The organism is Streptomyces sp. CNH287 (assembly GCF_000424825.1).
Genome location: NZ_KE384251.1, coordinates 661605 through 678702 on the forward strand (window position 1 = coordinate 661605; position 17098 = coordinate 678702).

Here is a 17098-nt window from a genome sequence, read left to right on the forward strand (position 1 = left end):
AGACATACATCGAAGTGATGGGTTGAGAGTGATGGAGCAGTTCGATGTCGCGGTCATCGGTGCGGGGCAGTCCGGCCTGGCTGCGGCCAGCGCCCTGATCCGGGAGGGGCTGCGGCCGGTGGTCCTGGAAGCCTCCGGGCGCCCGGTCGGCTCGTGGCCGTGCTACTACGACAGCCTCACGCTGTTCTCTCCCGCGCGGTTCAGCGCCCTGCCGGGTCTGGCCTTCGGCGGGGACGGTGACCGCTACCCGCGGCGGGACGAGGTCGTCGACTACCTGACCCGCTACGCGGACCGGCTGGATGTGGAGATCCGTACGCGCACCCGCGTCGAGGGTGTGCGGAGCGAGGGCGGCGGCTTCGCCCTGAGGACCGCCGACGGCCGCAGCATCGGGGCGGCCGGGATCGTCGCGGCCACCGGAGCCTTCGGCAACCCGCTGCTGCCCGGCCTGCCGGGCCAGGAAGACTTCACCGGCAGGGTGCTGCACGCCGCGGACTACCGCAGCCCCGAGTCGTACGCGGGTCAGCGGATCGTCATCGTGGGCGGCGGCAACACCGCCGTCCAGATCGGTGACGAACTCGCCGAGGTGGCGGAAGTGACGCTCGCCAGCCGCAACCCCGTGCGGTTCCTCCCGCAGATCCGCGAGGGCCGGGATGTGCACCACTGGCTGACGTCCACCGGCTTCGACCAGTTGCCGCCCGCGTGGCTGATCCATTACGTCGGCGGGACCCTCGTCCTGGACGGCGGTCATTACCAGAAGGCCCTGGAAGCCGGGAAGCTGGCCAGGCGGCCGATGTTCACCGCGCTCGAAGGCGACGCTGTCGTGTGGTCCGACGGCTCCCGCGAGAAGACCGACACCGTGCTGCTCGCCACCGGATACCGCCCCAGCCTGGACTACCTCCAGCCGCTCGGCGCACTGGACGCCGACGGCATGCCCCTGCACAGCGGTGGGCTCTCCCTGACCCACCCCGGCCTGGTCTACCTGGGCCTGGAATTCCAGCGGTCCTTTGCCTCCAACACCCTGCGCGGCGTGGGCCGGGACGCCGCCTACGTCATTCCGCCACTGGCGGCACACGTCCGCAAGGCACCGGCCACCGCCGGTCTGTGACCCCGTCGAGCCGCGACGCGGCCCGGCGGGCCCGCTCGGGCCGCAGGCTGCGCCCCTCCCTCACTGATTCGATGTATGTCAACATAGGTGCATGTCGCTTACCAGGCCGCCGGCCGTGCTGGAGCAGGCTGCCGTACCGTGCTGCCCGCCGCTGACCGAACGGCCGTTCAGCGCGGAGGAGGCCGAGCGCACGGCGAAGATGTTCAAAGCACTCGGCGACCCTGTGCGCCTTCGCCTGTTCTCCGCCGTCGCCTCCCACGAGGGCGGAGAGGCGTGCGTCTGCGACATCTCCGATGTCGGCGTGTCCCAGCCCACGGTCTCCCACCACCTGAAGAAGCTCCGCGAGGCCGGCCTGCTCACCTCCGAGCGGCGCGGGACCTGGGTCTACTACCGCGTGGAGCCCTCCGTCCTCGCGGCCATGGGACAACTGCTCTCTGCTGCCGCCTGACACCCCCGGCGGGCCCGTCGTTGGCTGCCGGTCACCGCCCCGTGCTGGTCGTGGTCACTGCGTCGGCGTCGAACTTCTTGCGCCAGGCGAGAGAGACGTACACCAGAGCGATGAGGACCGGGACCTCGATGAGCGGGCCGACCACGCCGGAGAGGGCCTGACCGGAAGTGACGCCGAAGGTGGCGATGGCGACCGCGATGGCCAGCTCGAAGTTGTTGCCCGCCGCCGTGAATGCCAGGGTCGCGGTGCGGTCGTAGGCGAGTCCGAGGCCCCGGCCGAGGAGGAAGGTGCCGAAGAACATGATCGCGAAATACACCAGCAGCGGCAGCGCGATCCGTACGACGTCGAGCGGCTGCGAGGTGATGGTCTTCCCCTGGAGGGCGAACAGGATGACGATCGTGAACAGCAGCCCGTAGAGCGCCCAGGGGCCGATCTTCGGCAGGAACTTCGCCTCGTAGGACTCCCGGCCCAGCTTCTTTTCGCCCAGGCGGCGGGTGAGGAAGCCCGCCAGCAGCGGGACGCCGAGGAAGATGACGACGTTCAGGGTGATCTCCCACATGGAGATGTCGAGCCTCTCGCCCTCTCCGAGGCCGAGCCAGCCGGGCAGCAGGTCGAGGTAGAGCCAGCCCAGCAGGCCGAACGCGATGACCTGGAAGACCGAATTGAGCGCGACCAGCACGGCGGCTGCCTCGCGGTCGCCGCACGCGAGGTCGTTCCAGATGATGACCATGGCGATGCAGCGGGCGAGGCCGACGATGATCAGGCCGGTCCGGTACTCGGGCAGATCGGGCAGGAAGATCCAGGCGAGCGCGAACATCACCGCGGGGCCGACGATCCAGTTGACGACCAGGGACGAGGCCATGAGCTTCCTGTCGCCGGTGACGGCGTCCAGCCTGTCGTAGCGCACCTTCGCCAGCACCGGATACATCATGATCAGCAGGCCGACCGCGATCGGCAGCGAGATACCGCCGATCTCCACCTTCGCCAGGGAGTCGTTCAGGCCGGGAATCAGCCGGCCGAGCCCCAGGCCCAGCGCCATGGCGAGCAGAATCCACACGGCGAGGAACCGGTTGAGGGTGGACAGCTTGGCTACGACCGAGGCGTCCTCGCCTACCTGCGGCGATGCAGTCGCGGCCGGTTCAGCGGGGGTCACGGACAGGCCCTCTTGTTCTCGGCGGCGGTACGGGCGGACTCGGCCAGGCCGGCGAACTGACCCGCGAGCTGAGCGATGACGTCCGGCCGCAGCTTGTAGTACGTGAAGCGGCCACAGGGCTCGGTCTCCACGACCCCGGCTTCCCGTAGGACCCGCAGATGGTTGGAGAGATTGGTCTGCCGGGCGCCGGTCTCCTCCACCAGGTGCGTGGTGCACAGAGTCTCGCGGGCGAGCAGAATCACGATCCGGAGGCGGAGCGGATCTGCCAGCACCCGGATCAGTTCAGTGTCGACTGACGTCATCATGGACTGATATTCTCACATCAGTGGCAGCTGACGCCATCGGGTGCTGATGTCATGGGTGCCTGACTCCGTCGTGAGACAAGAGAGACCTCCTGATGTCCGAGAAGCCCTCTGTGCTGTTCGTCTGTGTCCACAACGCCGGCCGCTCCCAGATGGCCGCAGCGTGGCTGACCCATCTGGCCGGCGACCGCGTCGAGGTCCGCTCCGCAGGCTCCCACCCCGGCGACGCGATCAACCCGGCGGCCGTGGAGGCGATGGCAGAGGTCGGCATCGACATCTCCGCCGAGATCCCGAAAATACTCACCGCCGATGCGGTCCGCGAGTCGGACGTCTGCGTCACGATGGGCTGCGGCGACACCTGCCCTGTCTTCCCCGGCAAGCGCTACCTCGACTGGAAGCTCGAAGACCCGGCCGGACAGGGCGTCGCAGCCGTACGACCCATCCGGGACGAGATCAGGACGAGGGTGGAGGGCCTCATCGCCGAGATCGCCCCGCAGGCCAAGCGGTGAGCGCGAGACGAGCGATCACCATTGGTTCCGGCCTCACTGCACCCTCGCGGTCGGCGTCGGTGCAATAGAGGGAGGCGGCCTTCCTCTATTGCTTCGCGCACGAGAGTCCCTAGCCTCTCTTGCCTGCCACTCTACGCACGCATCTCGGCCCAGGTGGTGATCATTTCAAGGGGCGTCCGAACGGGTTACCAGGGCCATGTGGCGTCTATGTGGCGTCAGCCGCCCAATGCGGCCCCTTCCTCGGGAGGGGCCGCATTGGGTGTCTCACCTGTGCTTACGTGCTGTGCCCCCGGCAGGATTCGAACCTGCGACACCCGCTTTAGGAGAGCGGTGCTCTATCCCCTGAGCTACGGAGGCGGGGAGCTGTCCAAAGTGTCAAAACCGGCAGTGTGGAAAGAGTCGGGTTTGGCGTGTTTTGGGCAGGCTGTGGCGGTCGACCCGTGAGGGTCTGCTCGCCGCCGCCAGTGTAGCGGGTGGGGTGCTGGGCGTACGGGTGTGCAGGCGGTGGGGGAACGTGGGGGTCCGGCTCTCAGGGGGTGAGGTGTTCGCGCAGGCCCGGGGGCCAGGCTTCGAGGTCGCGGCCCGTCAGCAGGTCAGCGTGTTCGGGTGGGCCCTCGACCCGGAAGAGGACGACCCGCCCCTCCGGTTCGGGTGCGGGCGCGACGCGGTGCGCGGTCTTCGCCGGGTCGAAGGGGAAGTCCCAGTGCGCCAGGCGGCCGTAGACCCGGCCGTCGGACACCAGCTCGGACTGACGTACCCACCGGCTTCGCGGGCTGAGCACCGCCGCGCGCAGCAGGAAGCTCCCCGGGTGCTGCCACCCCGGCGCGGACTCGTCGACGATCACCGCTGATCCGGACCGCAGCCGCAGCGGCTGCGTGGTGGCCTCGGCCAGGGCCGCCGTCAGGCTTTCGTCCGCGAGCGTGAGCCGGTCGAGGAGCTCGGCCGCGTCCACGGCGTCGACGTCGCCGTACACGTCGTAGAACGATCCCGCGATGCCCCTCGCGAGCGCGGGATGCAGTGCCGGGATCTCGGCCGCCTGCTGGAACGCCTGGTGCTTGGCGTCCCAGGGCACCGGACCGGCGCCGCTGATCAGGCGGTCCCAGTGGGACTGCGGCAGCTGGCGGGTCAGAGCCGTGAAGACCTGCGGTGCTTCCGGTGAGGGGAAGTAGTCGGTCCACAGTCCGTACGCGGCCGAGTCGGTCACCGGGGCCGGGCCGTGCAGCAGCATCGCGGCGAACTGGCGCACGATCCAGGCCCGTAGCGTGTGGTCACCGGACGACCAGTACATGCGCAGGTACATCAGGACCCCGTAGGACGGGAACTTCTGATGCAGCAGAACCCAGTCGACGGCGATCTCGGCGTCGGTCCCGAAGAGGTGCACTTGGTGCGGGTTGAACTCGCCGTGGGCGTGCGCCTTCGCCAGCACCGCATCCGCGTCGAGGTCGGCCTCCTGCCGGTCCAGTCCGAGGTCCGTGAGTTCCCGGGCCCACGCGGGCGACCCGATCCGCGGCGGGGGTGATGTCTGCTCCGGCATCCGCCAACTTTAGGGGACCCGGGCGGTGGTGGGGGCAAGGGGAGGCGGTGGTCAGGGGGTGAGGAGGCGGTGCAGGAAGGCGTTGCGGAACTTGGACGCCGGGTCGAGCCGGTTGGCGAGGTCGGTGAAGTCGGGGAGGCGGGGGTAGCGGGCGTGCAGGGTGGCGGAGGGGACGGCGGAGATCTTCGCCCAGTGGGGTCGGGGCCCGAACGGCGCGAGGTGCTCCTCGACGAGGGCGACCACCGGGAGGACCGCCGCCGTGTCCGGCACCCAGGTGAAGTGGAAGGCCACGGTGTCGCGCCCGTACGCGGGGCTCAGCCACTGGGTGTCGGCGGCGACCGTGCGGATCTCCGAGAGCAGGACGGCGGGCGCGAGCACCTCCCGCAGGGAGTGCAGGAGGTGCAGGGCAGCTGTGGCGTCGGCGCGCGGGAGCAGGTACTCGGAGTGCAGTCCGTCGCCGCTGCTGGGGGTGAGGCCCGCGCGGAAGTGCGGCAGCCGTTCGTGCCAGGGGCCCGGCTCGCCCCGCTGCGGGGTGCAGTCGCGTGCGGGGAGGCCGGGCAGGGGGTGCAGGTGGGTGGTGGCGGGGGTGGCGTACGGGAGGTCGGGCGGCGGGCCGTCGCCGCGCTGCTTGAACCAGACCTGGGTGAGGTGCGGGCCGCGCCAGTCGGTGAAGAGGCTCACGCTGTACGCCGCCGCGCTGACCGCCTCGAAGTCGAGGGCGGCCAGCGGCAGGCCGGTGAAGACGTGCTGGCTGACCTGGTAGGCGGGTTCCACGTCGAGGGTCAGCGCGGTGACGACGCCGAGCGCGCCCAGCGAGACCACGGCGCCGTCGAAGCCCTCGTCGCCCCGGTGGAGGGTGAGCGGGGAGCCGTCGGCGGTGATCAGTTCCAGGGTGCGTACGGCGGCGTGCAGGGGCGGGAGGGTGTTCCCCGAGCCGTGGGTGCCGGTGGCGACCGAGCCCGCGACGGAGATGTGCGCGAGCGAGGCCAGGTTGGCCAGGGCGAGGCCGCGCCGGTGGAGGTGGTCCGCCAGCTCCGTGTAACGGACCTCGCCCGCGACCCGTACGGTGCGTGCCGTCGTGTCGACGTCGAGGGCGGTGGGCAGGGCGGCGAGCGAGACGAGGGTGCCGTCCGGGCCGTCGGCGTCGGCGAGGGTGTTGAAGGAGTGGCCGGTGCCCAGCACCCGTACGTGGCGGCTGTCCGCGATCAACGCGCGTAGCGCGTCAAGTGAGCCGGGCCGCTGGGGCGCGCTGGTGGAGAAGGTGACGTTCCCTGCCCAGTTGAGCAGTCCTGGTGCGGCGTCGCGGTGTCTTTCGGGCTCGCTCATGGCTTGTCCTTCCGGGTACCGGTGCGCCGGCGGACGTACCCGGCGGACCGACCCTGCCCACTTCGTGACGGAATCGAACGGCTTAGTGACAGAGCGCACAGAACACGCAGGACGCGCAGGGAGGAAGAGGCCGAGTGCACGCGTAGTCGAGCCCGGCGCCGGTTCCCCGCGCGGCACGGTGCGGCGGGCGGGTGGCGGGTGGCCGGAAGGGGCGGCGCTCGTACGGGCGGGCCGATAGCGTGACCACGTAGGCGAGTTGGAGCAGTTGACGAGGGGCCAGGCCGGTGGATGCGTTGACGATGGCGTCCGTGCTCGGCGCGGTGGACACCGCCACGAACGGTGTCCTCACGGGCGCCGCCGGGGAGATGGGGCGGCGCAGCTCGGAGGCGCTGGCCGGGCTGGCACGGCGGATGCGGCACGGCGACGACCCCGGTGCACCAGCCGGCACGGAGCCGGGCGACGAGGGGGCTGTGGGCGCCCCGGGCACCGTCGGCGAGCGCCGGGAGCTGGCCGCACGGCTCGTCGCCCACGCCCGCCACGAGCCCGGCTTCGCCCGCGAACTGCTCCGCTGGCTCCAGGAGACGGCGCAGCTGGCGCAGCCGGACGACCGCCTCGCGGTGGCGCCCGGAGCCTCCCGTCCGCAGATGCTGCCGCCCGGCACGGCGGCGTTCACCGACCGCGACGCGGCGCGGGACGAGATCACCGCGCTCCTCGACGGCCCGCCGGACGACAGCCTCCAAGGCGACGCCCCGCCGGACGACTACCCCGGCTCCCCTGGCACGGCACCCGGCGGCCCGCCCCCGACGGTCGTCACGCTGGTCGGCCCCGGCGGCATCGGCAAGACCGCGTTCGCCGTCCACTGCGCCCGCTCCCTCGCGGCCCGCTTCCCCGACGGCGACCTGCACACGGACCTGCGCGGTACCTCCGCCGCCACCGCCCTGTCCCCGTCCGAGGTCCTCGTCCGCTTCCTGCACCGCCTCGGCGTCCCGGCCGACCGGGTCCCTCCCGGCGCCGAGGCGCAGGCGGACCTCTACCGCGAACTGACGGCCCGCCGCCGCCTCGTGGTCGTCCTGGACAACGCCCATTCGGCCGCCCAGGTGCGCCCGCTGCTGCCCGCCGGTCCCGGCTCGCTCACGCTGGTCACCAGCCGCTACCGGCTGCCGGAGCTGGTCCGCGACTACGGCGCCCACCCCCTCGTCCTCGGCCCGCTCTCCCGGGCCGATTCCCTGCGCCTGCTCACCCGCGTCGCGGGTGCGGGGCGGGTGGCCGGCCAGCAGGCCCGCGCGAGCGCGGTCGCGGCCCGGTGCGGCGGGGTCCCGCTCGCCCTGTGCGAGACGGGTTCCCGCGTCGCCGTACGGGAACACCTCAGCTGGGAGACGCTGGAGCGGCAGTTCGCCGAACGGGCCGAACGGGCCGAGCAGGCGCAGCGGGCCGGGCCGGACGGGGCGGAGGGGGCCGGGGTGGCGGACGCCGGGAGCGCGGACGCGGCGAGTCTGAGCACCGACCTGTCCTACCGCGAGCTGAGCGCCCCCGCCGCCCGCCTCTACCGTCTGCTGGGCGCCTGGCCCTGGCCCGAGACGGGCGTCGGCGCGGCGGCCCGCACCGCCGACCTGGCCGAGGGGGAGGTCCGTCCGCTCCTCGAAGAGCTGGCCGGGGTACACCTGTTGGAGGAGGTGGCCGAGGAGCGCTACCGCTTCCACGACGTCGTACGGCGGCACGCGGAGGAGCGCGCCCGGGCCGAGGACGGGCAGGCGGGCATCGCGGCTGCCGTGCGCCGCACCGTCACCTGGTACCTGCGCTTCGCCGCCGCCGCCGACCTGCGGGTCATCCCCGGCCGCTGGCGCCTCGGCCCGGCCTTCGCCCAACTCTCCGCCGACCGGCGGCCGGTGGCGGGGGAGGGCCGCGCCGCGCTGGAGGAACTGCGCCGCGAGCGGGAGAACCTCGCCTCGGCGGTGCGGGCGGCGGAGGCGTACGGGTTCGACGAGGCCCTGTGGCAACTGTGCGAGGCGTCGTGGGGGCTGCACCTGCGGCTCGGCTTCCACGAGCAGTGGGTGGCCACGCACCTGCGCGGCGTGGCGGCGGCCCGCCGCTGCGCGCAGGAGTTCGGGGACCGGCGGGCGGAGGGTCGCATGCTGGCCCAACTCGCCTTTGCCTACCTGGGATCGGACCGCAAGGCCGAAGCCGAGGCCGCGCTGACCGAGGCCGCGGCGGCGGACGAGGCCGCCGGGCACCGCCGTGGCCGGGCCACCGCCGTGGAGTCGCTGGGCCTGCTGCGCCTCGCCCAGTGGCGGTACGAGGAGGCGGCGGAGTGCTTCCGGGAGGCCCGGCGGACGCTGCTGGAGATCGCCCCCGGCGAGGACGGCGCCCGCGACGTGCCGCGCGGGCTCGCCCTCCTCGCCCACCATCTCGGCCGGGCGCTGCGCGGCCAGGGGCGGTACGCGGACGCGCTCGGGCAACTGCACACCGCCCTCGCGCTCTTCCGCGAACTCGCCGAGCCCGACGCGTACAACGAAGGACGGGTGCGGATGAGCATGGGCGAGACCCGGCTGAGCGCCGGTGACCCGGCCGCCGCACGGGACTTCCTCGACGAGGCCCTCGCCACCATGGACCGCGAAGGCGCCGCACTCCAGCAGGCGGACGCGGCCGAGCTGTCCGCGCGCTGCGCCCGCGCACTGGGCGAACCGGCCGACGAGGTACGGCGGTTGCGCCGCGCCCTGCGCCTGTACGCGGACGCGGGTGCGGGGCGGGCGGTCGCCCGGATCGAGGCCCGGCTGGGCGAACTGGGCGTCGTACAGGGCGAGGCGGGCGGAGCTGCTTGAGGCAGCGTCAACTGCGGGCCGGACAGGCCGCGTCGCCGCGCCTGTCCGGCCCGCGCGTCACGCCCCGGGTGCCCCCCGCGGCTCCAGCCGCTCGACGGTGACCCGGTGCAGCGCGGCGCCCGTCCGTACGACCAGGCCCGGCGCCGCGCCGTCCGGTGTACCGCCGCCGCCGGTCCAGGCGTGCAGCGCGGAGGCGTACGCGGCCGGGTCGCACAGGTCCGCCCGGCCGTACCGCGCATCCGCCCCGTACGGCGCGGCCGTGAGCCGCAGCAGGGCGCCGTCGCGGGTGCGTACGGTGCACCGGTCCGGCGCGGTCACGTACACCGCGAGCCCGCAGTGCGGATGCCGGGCGAGCGTCTCGGCAGTCCAGGCGGCGGGCGGCCCGAGGCGCGGGTCGTCGGGCGCCGCGTACTGCGTGATGACGTCGGCGAGTTCGAGCAGGGCCGGGTCGAGGGTGTCCTCGTGCACCACCGTGTGCGCGCCGTCGGCGGCCTCGTCGGCTCCGCCGCCGTCGGGGCGGGCGTCCTCCGGCTCGTACGCCGCGTCCGCGTACCGGGTGACGGCGACCTCCGGCGGCGCGGTGCCCAGTAGGCGGGTGAGGACCCGTACGGGCGCGGTGCGCGCGGCCGGTTCGTAGGGCGGGAGCGGCAGCCGGTCCAGGAGCGCCGGGGAGTCGGCGGGTTCCGGGATGCCGATCAGGTCGTAGAAGGCGCGGCGCAGGAGCGGGGCGGAGCGGCCGGGGGCGGAGGTGGTCTGCGCGGTGAGCGCCGCGTACCGGCCGGGGGTGTGCTCGGCCATGGCGCGGTCGAGCTGGACGCGCAGCGGCCGGCCGCCGCGCAGCCTGGGCGCGGTGCGGCCCAGGGCGGCGACCGGGGAGGCGGGGTCGAGGTCGGCGTCCGGGAAGGCGCCGAGCAGGACGGGCGTGCCCAGGGCCGCCGCGTAGAAGGTGACGCTGCTGTGGTCGCCCAGGACGCAGTCCGCCGCGATCAGGGCCTGCCGCCAGCCTTCGAGCGGGTCGATGAGGGTCAGACCCGCCCGGCGGGCCCGGTCCAGCCAGGCACGGACCTGGCCGTGGCCGTGCCCGTACCAGATGTTGGGGTGCAGGACGGCGGCCGTCCGGTACTCGTCGGCGGGCAGTTCGGCCGTCAGCCGGGGGAGCAGCGCGGGGAGCGGGTCGGCGCCGTAGGGGCCGTCTTCGAGGTCCTCGCCAGGGTCCTCGACGGGTGCGTTGCCGAAGAGGGAGCGGGTGGACCAGGTCGAGTTGACGACGATCAGCCGCTGCCCGTCGGCCACCCCGAGCGCCCGCCGGAAGCGGTCACGCCGGGAACGGGCTGCCAGTATGCGGTCGTAGCACGGGTCCCCGGCGAGTACGGCGCTCGGCGCGGCCTCGGGGCAGGCGGCGCGCAGCCGTACGAGCTGCTCGGGGTGGGAGAGGACGGTGGCGGCGGCGAGGGGGCGTCCTTCGTGCAGCAGCCAGTCGGGGGCCAGGCCGAAGACGGGAGCGGGCGCCGCCGGACGTCCGGTGTCCGGTGTCCGGTGTCCGGTGTCCGGTGTCGCCAGCCTCTTATTGTAGCCAACCCCGTGCGACAGCACGGCCAAGTCACCCTGTATCCGGTCGAGTTCGCCCCCGTAACTGGCGGATATCGCGAGGTCGACCTCGATGGCCGTCGCCTGTTCCCAGGGAAGTACGGGGAGTCCCGCCGCCGTGAGCAGCTCCGGCACTCCGGCCAGGAAGGGGGAGGACCCGGTGCAGGTGGCCAGCAGCTGGAGCCGCAGGTCGTCGCGGAGCAGCGGCAGGACGTCCAGCAGCCGGGTCGCGGAGGTCACGTTGTGCACGACGAGGAGCACGCGGCGGCAGCCGCTCCGGGTCACCCAGCGGGCCGCGTCCCGTCCGACGGGCACCCTCAGCCGTACCGCGCCCGTCACCTGGTCCGCCACCTGGCCCGGCTCCCCCTCGACACTCCGGCCCCGACCCCTGACGCTCCGGCGGCAGCTCCCGTACGCGCCGCGGCGCAGCGTGATGCTACCCGCCGTGGCGGGACGCCAGGGGACCGGTCGGCGGGTGTCAGCCCTCGGTGAGCGGCGAGCCGCAGCGCGGGCAGCGTACGGGCGGCGGGACGTCGTCCGTCAGCCCGCCGCACTCCGGGCACACCCGGTCCAGCCAGCAGGCCGGGTCGCCGCCGCCCGCCGCCGCGGGGGGCGGGGCCGCGGGCGCGTCCCCACCGCCCGCGGCCTTCTCGCCCGCCCGCTCCTCAGCCTCTCGTTCCGCCATGCCTACGAGTATCCGCCCGCGCGGCCCCGGCGCTGGCGTCGGCGCTGTCGTCGGTGTCGGTGTCGGGGTCGGCGTCAGTAGCCGAGCCCGTGCCCGAAGGGGTAGAGGATCTGTGCCGGGTCGTCCAGCGCGGGGACGGCGACCGGCAGCTTGCCGCCGGGCGTCACCTCCCCGTAGAGCGCGCCGACGAGCGCGTCCAGCGAGGGCCGCCCGTACGAGTAGCTCGCCAGGTAGGCGGTCACCTCGGGGAAGCGCCGGATGTCGTACGGGTTCCGCACCGCCGCGACCACCACCGGCGTGCCCGTCGCCAGCAGCGCCCGGACGAGCGCGGCCTGCGCGGCGCCGCCCTCCTTGCCCGCTGCGGCGGCGTTCGCCGAGACCACGACCAGGTCCTTCCCGCCGGCCGCCGCCACCGCCGCGTCGATCCGGGCGGCGGTCGGCACGGCGCCGGACTCCAGGGCCTGGGCGGTCTGGCCGCCGCGGGTGCCGATCGCCTCGGCCAGGGCGCCGGTCACCTTCGCGTCCCAGCCGGTGACCAGCACGGAGCGGGCGGTGGACGGGGCCAGCGGCAGCAAGCCCTCGTTCCGCACCAGGGTCAGCGTGCGCTCGGTGATCCGGCGGGCGTCGGACCGGTGCGCGCGCTTGCCCACCGTCCGCGCGGCCCGCGACTCGCTGACGTACGGGAAGGGGAACAGGCCGCGGCGCAGCTTGTGCGTCAGCACCCGCACCACCGACTCGTCGATGCGCTCCTCGGTGAGCCGCCCCGACCGTACGGCCGCCAGTACGGCCGCCATGGCGACGTCCGTCTCGGGCGCCAGCACCAGCTGGTCGCAGCCCGCCTCCAGCGCGCGGACCGGGGCGACGTCGGGCGGGAACTCGCCCGAGGCGCCCTGCATGTCCAGCGCGTCGGTGACGATGAGGCCGTCGAAGCCCAGTTCGTCGCGGAGCACGCCGGTGACGATGGGGTGCGACATGGTGGCCGGGACCTCGGTCGGGTCCAGGGCGGGCACCACGATGTGGGCCGTCATGATCGTGTCCACGCCGCGCTCGATCGCGGCGCGGAACGGCGGCAGGTCGATCCGCTCCAGCTCCGTCCGCGTGTGCTTGATCACGGGCAGGCCGTAGTGCGAGTCGGTGTCCGTGTCGCCGTGGCCGGGGAAGTGCTTGGCGGCGCTGGCCACCCCGCCGCGGTGGTAGCCCCGTACGGCGGCGGTGACCAGGGCGGAGCACAGGTCCGGGTCGGAGCCGAAGGAGCGGACGCCGATGACCGGGTTGGCCGGGTTGATGTTGACGTCCGCGACCGGCGCGTAGTTCTGGTTGATGCCGACGGCGGCCAGTTCGGTGCCGAGGACGCGGGCCGCGTCGTAGGTGTCCCGGGTCGAACGGGTGGCCGCCAGCGCCATGTTGCCGGGCAGCATGGTGGCGGGCTCGGTGAGGCGGTAGACGACGCTGCCGCCCTCCTGATCGGTGGAGATGATCAGCGGGACGCGGCTCTCGCGCTGGAGGCCGTTGGAGAGCCGGGCGGTCTGCCGGGGGTCTCGCACGTTGTCCGGGCCGCGGCGGGCGTCGAAGTAGATCACGCCGCCCGGACGGTACTTGGCCAGTATCTCGGCGGGCGTGTCCACGCCGTACAGCGTGCGGTTCCTGGCGTGCGCGGTGTGCACGCCCTGGCCGTACACCTCGACCACGAACAGCTGGCCGACCTTCTCCTCCAGCGACATCCGGCGCAGGAGGCCGTGCACCCTCCGCCGCTCGGCCGCCGCGCTGCCGAACGGGCCGTCGGCGCCGGTGCCGCTCGCGGCGGCGCCGCCGGCCCCGGCGATCCCGAGACCTGCCGCGGCGCCGGCCGCGCCGGTCAGGGCCTGTCTGCGAGTGGGCTGCTGCATCGGAACGCACCTCACATGTCACAAGGGGATGGCCGCAACGGCCGGATGGGCGGAACCTGTGGGGGGTTCAGGGAGACCGTTCGCACGCGGGGAAGGCCACATCGTCGCAGCGTGACGCGTGATGAGCCAGATGCCGCGCGGGACTTTAGTGGTCCAGTCCAGTGGTGGAGGAACGGTACTTCGCGACTGCGACCGGAGCGTGAGGCCGCCGCGCGCGGGTACACGTGCGCAAGCTCACCCGACTCACGGCCCACCGGCCCACGACACCCCCGGGGGTGACTGCGCGTGCGATCGAACCCCTCCCGCAGACAGGCGCCGCCCCGCGCCCCGGCGTCCCCGCTCGTACGGGCGCTGGTGATGCTGCTGGCCTTCGCCGCCATGATCGTCTTCGCCGACTATCTGGCCCAGGCGACCCTGCAACCCTCGTCCGCGTCCGAGTCGCTGACGCACACCAACCTGCGCCCGGGCGACTCCCTCCGCGAGTACCTCGCTCTGGACTCCCCGGCCGACAGCCTGCGGCAGCTGGGCGGGAACGTCTTGCTGGGCGTGCCGTTCGGGATACTGCTGCCGGTCATGGCCCCGCAGACCCGCGGGCTGCTGCGGTCGGCGGGCGCGACCGCGCTCGTCATGCTGCTGGTCGAGCTGGTGCAGGGCACCCTGGTGACCGGGCGGGCCTTCGACATCGACGACATCCTCCTCAACACCGCCGGCGCCGCCCTCGGCTACCTGCTGCTCGGCCGCAGGCTGGGCCGTGCTGTGCATCCGCGCCGCCGCCACTGGTGGCACCGCAGGCGGGCCGCGCCCGCCGGGCCTTCCGCCCTGAGCGATCAGCCGTACGGGGACCTTCCCCCGGCCGCCCCGGACGGCCATCGTGGCCGCCATGGGCAGTGACGGTGGCAAGGGCAGTGACGGCGGCAGTGGCACGGGCGAGGGCAGCGGCAGTGGCGGGCTGGGTTTCAGCGGCGAGGTCGCGGCCTACTACGCCGCGTTCCGGCGCGGCTACCCGCCCTCGGTACTCGACGCGCTCCAGGCCGAGTTCGCCCTCGGTCCGCAGGACACGGTGCTCGACCTCGGCTGCGGCACGGGCCAGCTCGCCGTGCCGCTGGCCGCCCGGGCCGGTTCCGTCATCGGCATGGACCCGGAACCGGACATGCTCGCCCTGGCCGCCCGCGCCGCCGCCACCCAGGACGTACGGAACGCCACCTGGGTACTGGGCGGCGACGGCGATCTGCCCGCCCTCGGCGGGCTGTTGGGGCCGCGGTCCCTGGCGCTGACGGTGATCGGGCAGGCGCTCCACTGGATGCGGCACGAGTCGCTCTTCGCCCGGCTCCGCCCGCTGTGCCGGACGGGCGGGGGCGTCGCGGTCATCGCCAACGGCGCACCGCTGTGGCAGCAGGACAGCGACTGGTCGGCCGCGCTGCGCGGCTGCCTGGAGGAGCACTTCGGCACCGAACTGAAGGCGTCCTGCGGCACCGGCGCACAGGAGCGGGCGGTGTACGCGGACGCGCTGCGGGCCGCCGGGTTCACCCAGGTGCGGGAGACGGTCGTGGAGTACCGCGAGGAGCTGGACTTCGAGGCGCTCATCGGCGGGGTCTACTCCGCGATGTCGGCCGCCGACCTGCCGGGGCCGCGGGAGCGACCGGAGTTCGCCGCCCGGGTGCGGCGCGCGCTGCCGCCGGGCGACAGCTTCACGGAGCACCTGCGGGTCGCGACCCTGGTGGGACACGCCGCCTGAGCCGCCCGCCCGCGTCAACCCGCCAGCTCGTCAACCCGCCAACCTGCCGGTCCGTCCGCCCGGCCGAACCGCCTCGTCGTCCGACCCGCCCCGGGCGTCACAGCTCGCGCAGGCGGTCCAGCTCGCGGCGGTCCCGCTTCGTCGGCCGCCCCGCGCCGCGGTCCCGGACCGGGACCACCGCAGCGGTCTCGGGCGGGGGCGGCGGCGGGCTCTTGTCGATCAGGCACTCGGCGGCGACGGGGGCCCCGACCCGCTTCCGTACGAGCCGCGAGACGACCACGATCCGCTCGCGCCCCGCGTGCCGCAGCCGGATCTCGTCACCCTCGCGCACCGCCTGGGCGGGCTTGACGCGCTCGCCGTTGACCCGTACGTGCCCCGCCCGGCAGGCGGCGGCGGCCATCGACCGGGTCTTGGTCAGCCGCACGGACCAGATCCAGCTGTCGACCCGGACGCTCGTCGGTGCCTCGTGGGAAGCCATACGCCGATTCTAGGAGGCGGCCGGTCGGCCTGGCTCGCGGTTTTCGGCCCGGGGCGCGAAGCCGTGGCGCATCGCGGCCGTCCCCTACGCCGGCTGCGCGCGCAGGGCCGCCACCGTCTTCCGGGCGGCGATCAGGACCGGGTCCCACACCGGTGAGAACGGCGGTGCGTAGCCCAGGTCCAGCGCGGTCAGCTGCTCGGCCGTCATCCCCGCCGTCAGGGCCACCGCCGCGACGTCCACCCGTTTCGCCGCCCCCTCCCGGCCGACGATCTGCACGCCCAGCAGCCGCCCCGTACGCAGCTCGGCGAGCATCTTCACGTGCATGGGCGCGGCCCCGGGGTAGTAGCCCGCGCGGCTCGTCGACTCGATGGTGGCCGTCACGAAGCGCAGCCCGGCGGCGGTGGCCTGGCGCTCCAGCAGCCCCGTACGGGCGATCTCCAGGTCGCAGACCTTGCTGACCGCCGTGCCGACGACGCCGGGGAAGGTGGCGTAACCGCCGCCCACGTTGGTGCCGATGATCTGGCCGTGCTTGTTGGCGTGGGTGCCGAGCGGCATGTGCCGGGTGCCGCCCGCGACGAGGTCGAGCACCTCGACGCAGTCGCCGCCCGCCCAGACGTTGTGCTGCCCGCGCACCCGCAGGGAGATGTCCGTCAGCAGGCCGCCGTGCGGGCCCAGCGGCAGCCCCGCCGCCTCGGCGAGCGCGGTCTGCGGGCGTACGCCCATGCCGAGCACCACCACGTCGGCAGGGTAGGTGCCACCGTCCGCGGTGACCACCGCGCGGGCCCGCCCTGCGGGGTCGGTAAGCACGCCGGTCACCTCCGTGCCGGTCTCGACCCGGATGCCGAGGCCCCGCATCGCCTCGCGTACGAGCGCCCCCATGTCGGGGTCGAGCGTCGCCATCGGCTGGGCGCCGCGGGTCAGCACGGTGACGGTGTAGCCGCGCCGGGCCAGTGCCTCGGACATCTCGACGCCGATGTAGCCCGCGCCGACCACCACCGCCTCGCGCGCGGAGCCGGGTTCGCCGCGCTCCAGGGTCTCCAGCAGCGCCTGGCCGTCGTCGAGCGTCTGCACGCCGTGCACGCCGGGGGCGTCCATGCCGGGCAGCGGCGGGTGTACGGGGCGGGCGCCGGTCGCGATGACCAGCTCGTCGAAGCCGGTCCAGCTTCCGTCCCCGGCCCCGCTCCCGGCCCCTGCCGTGCGGACGCGCTGGCCGGCCAGGTCGATCTCGGTCACCTCGGTGTGCAGGCGCAGGTCGATGCCGCGCCGCCGGTGCTCCTCGGGCGTACGGGCGATCAGCTCGTCCCGCCCGGCCACCTCGCCGCCGATCCAGTACGGAATCCCGCACGCCGAGTACGAGGTGAAGCCGCCCCGCTCGAAGGCGATGATCTCGCGCTCCCCGGGTGTGCTGAGCCTGCGGGCCTGTGAGGCGGCCGACATGCCTGCCGCGTCGCCCCCGATGACCACCATGCGCCGCGCTGCCGCCATCCTTGTGCTCCCTTCGCTCCGCCACAGGCTGGCACGGCGCGGCTTC

At 73.8% G+C, this 17098-nt stretch carries 15 protein-coding genes and 1 tRNA gene; 6 read left to right on the forward strand and 10 right to left on the reverse strand.

The genetic code is table 11. The features are described from left to right. Positions 1-31: 31 nt before the first annotated feature. Both H299_RS0126785 and H299_RS0126790 read left to right on the forward strand, forming a co-directional pair. A complete protein-coding gene (locus tag H299_RS0126785) occupies positions 32-1105 on the forward strand; it encodes a flavin-containing monooxygenase (protein ID WP_027750924.1) in 1074 nt (357 codons plus the stop codon). Between the two features lie 91 nt (positions 1106-1196). Continuing rightward, positions 1197-1553, forward strand: coding sequence for a metalloregulator ArsR/SmtB family transcription factor (locus H299_RS0126790; RefSeq protein ID WP_027750925.1), 357 nt, complete (start codon positions 1197-1199; stop codon positions 1551-1553). Between the two features lie 31 nt (positions 1554-1584). On the opposite strand, the gene arsB is transcribed toward H299_RS0126790, so the two are convergent. After that, a complete protein-coding gene (gene arsB / locus H299_RS0126795; RefSeq protein WP_027750926.1) occupies positions 1585-2706 on the reverse strand; it encodes an ACR3 family arsenite efflux transporter in 1122 nt (373 codons plus the stop codon). Continuing rightward, the gene (locus H299_RS0126800; protein WP_027750927.1) at positions 2703-3011 is read right to left on the reverse strand and encodes a metalloregulator ArsR/SmtB family transcription factor; all 309 of its coding nucleotides are present in this window, start codon (positions 3009-3011) and stop codon (positions 2703-2705) included. Before H299_RS0126800 ends, arsB begins: the two co-directional genes overlap by 4 nt. Positions 3012-3103: 92 nt before the next feature. On the opposite strand from H299_RS0126800, the gene H299_RS0126805 reads away from it, so the two are divergent. Beyond that, positions 3104-3517, forward strand: a complete 414-nt coding sequence (locus H299_RS0126805; RefSeq protein WP_027750928.1) for an arsenate reductase ArsC — start codon at positions 3104-3106, stop codon at positions 3515-3517. A gap of 284 nt (positions 3518-3801) precedes the next feature. On the opposite strand, the gene H299_RS0126810 is transcribed toward H299_RS0126805, so the two are convergent. The 3 genes from H299_RS0126810 to H299_RS0126820 all read right to left on the reverse strand — a co-directional run bounded on the left by H299_RS0126810 (position 3802) and on the right by H299_RS0126820 (position 6377). Then, positions 3802-3874: transfer RNA gene (locus tag H299_RS0126810), tRNA-Arg, on the reverse strand. Positions 3875-4046: 172 nt separating this feature from the next. Next, a complete protein-coding gene (locus H299_RS0126815; RefSeq protein WP_027750929.1) occupies positions 4047-5051 on the reverse strand; it encodes a hypothetical protein in 1005 nt (334 codons plus the stop codon). 51 nt (positions 5052-5102) lie between these two features. Continuing rightward, a complete protein-coding gene (locus H299_RS0126820; protein ID WP_051262873.1) occupies positions 5103-6377 on the reverse strand; it encodes an FAD-binding protein in 1275 nt (424 codons plus the stop codon). 284 nt (positions 6378-6661) lie between these two features. Here H299_RS0126820 and H299_RS36490 point away from each other — a divergent pair, with 284 nt between their 5' ends. After that, positions 6662-9196, forward strand: coding sequence for an ATP-binding protein (locus H299_RS36490; RefSeq protein WP_486587433.1), 2535 nt, complete (start codon positions 6662-6664; stop codon positions 9194-9196). A gap of 57 nt (positions 9197-9253) precedes the next feature. Here H299_RS36490 and H299_RS36495 read toward each other — a convergent pair whose 3' ends face one another. From H299_RS36495 to H299_RS0126840, 3 genes are all read right to left on the reverse strand, one after another. Continuing rightward, the gene (locus H299_RS36495; RefSeq protein WP_486587434.1) at positions 9254-11134 is read right to left on the reverse strand and encodes a hypothetical protein; all 1881 of its coding nucleotides are present in this window, start codon (positions 11132-11134) and stop codon (positions 9254-9256) included. A 127-nt stretch (positions 11135-11261) separates the two neighbouring features. After that, complete coding sequence (locus H299_RS0126835) at positions 11262-11468, reverse strand: hypothetical protein (protein WP_027750931.1); 207 nt, start codon at positions 11466-11468, stop codon at positions 11262-11264. Between the two features lie 74 nt (positions 11469-11542). Further along, positions 11543-13354, reverse strand: coding sequence for a glycoside hydrolase family 3 protein (locus tag H299_RS0126840; protein WP_027750932.1), 1812 nt, complete (start codon positions 13352-13354; stop codon positions 11543-11545). 285 nt (positions 13355-13639) lie between these two features. Between H299_RS0126840 and H299_RS36500 the strand changes: the two genes are divergently transcribed. Continuing rightward, positions 13640-14245 carry a VanZ family protein gene (locus H299_RS36500; protein WP_486587435.1) on the forward strand — a complete coding sequence of 202 codons (606 nt, stop codon included), beginning with the start codon at positions 13640-13642 and terminating at the stop codon, positions 14243-14245. Continuing rightward, the gene (locus tag H299_RS0126850) at positions 14235-15089 is read left to right on the forward strand and encodes a class I SAM-dependent methyltransferase (protein WP_078513095.1); all 855 of its coding nucleotides are present in this window, start codon (positions 14235-14237) and stop codon (positions 15087-15089) included. The genes H299_RS36500 and H299_RS0126850 overlap by 11 nt, the downstream gene beginning before the upstream one ends. 97 nt (positions 15090-15186) lie before the next feature. Here H299_RS0126850 and H299_RS0126855 read toward each other — a convergent pair whose 3' ends face one another. Continuing rightward, a complete protein-coding gene (locus H299_RS0126855; RefSeq protein ID WP_027750934.1) occupies positions 15187-15567 on the reverse strand; it encodes an RNA-binding S4 domain-containing protein in 381 nt (126 codons plus the stop codon). An 84-nt stretch (positions 15568-15651) separates the two neighbouring features. Beyond that, positions 15652-17052 carry an FAD-dependent oxidoreductase gene (locus tag H299_RS0126860; protein ID WP_037760624.1) on the reverse strand — a complete coding sequence of 467 codons (1401 nt, stop codon included), beginning with the start codon at positions 17050-17052 and terminating at the stop codon, positions 15652-15654. Positions 17053-17098 lie beyond the last annotated feature (46 nt).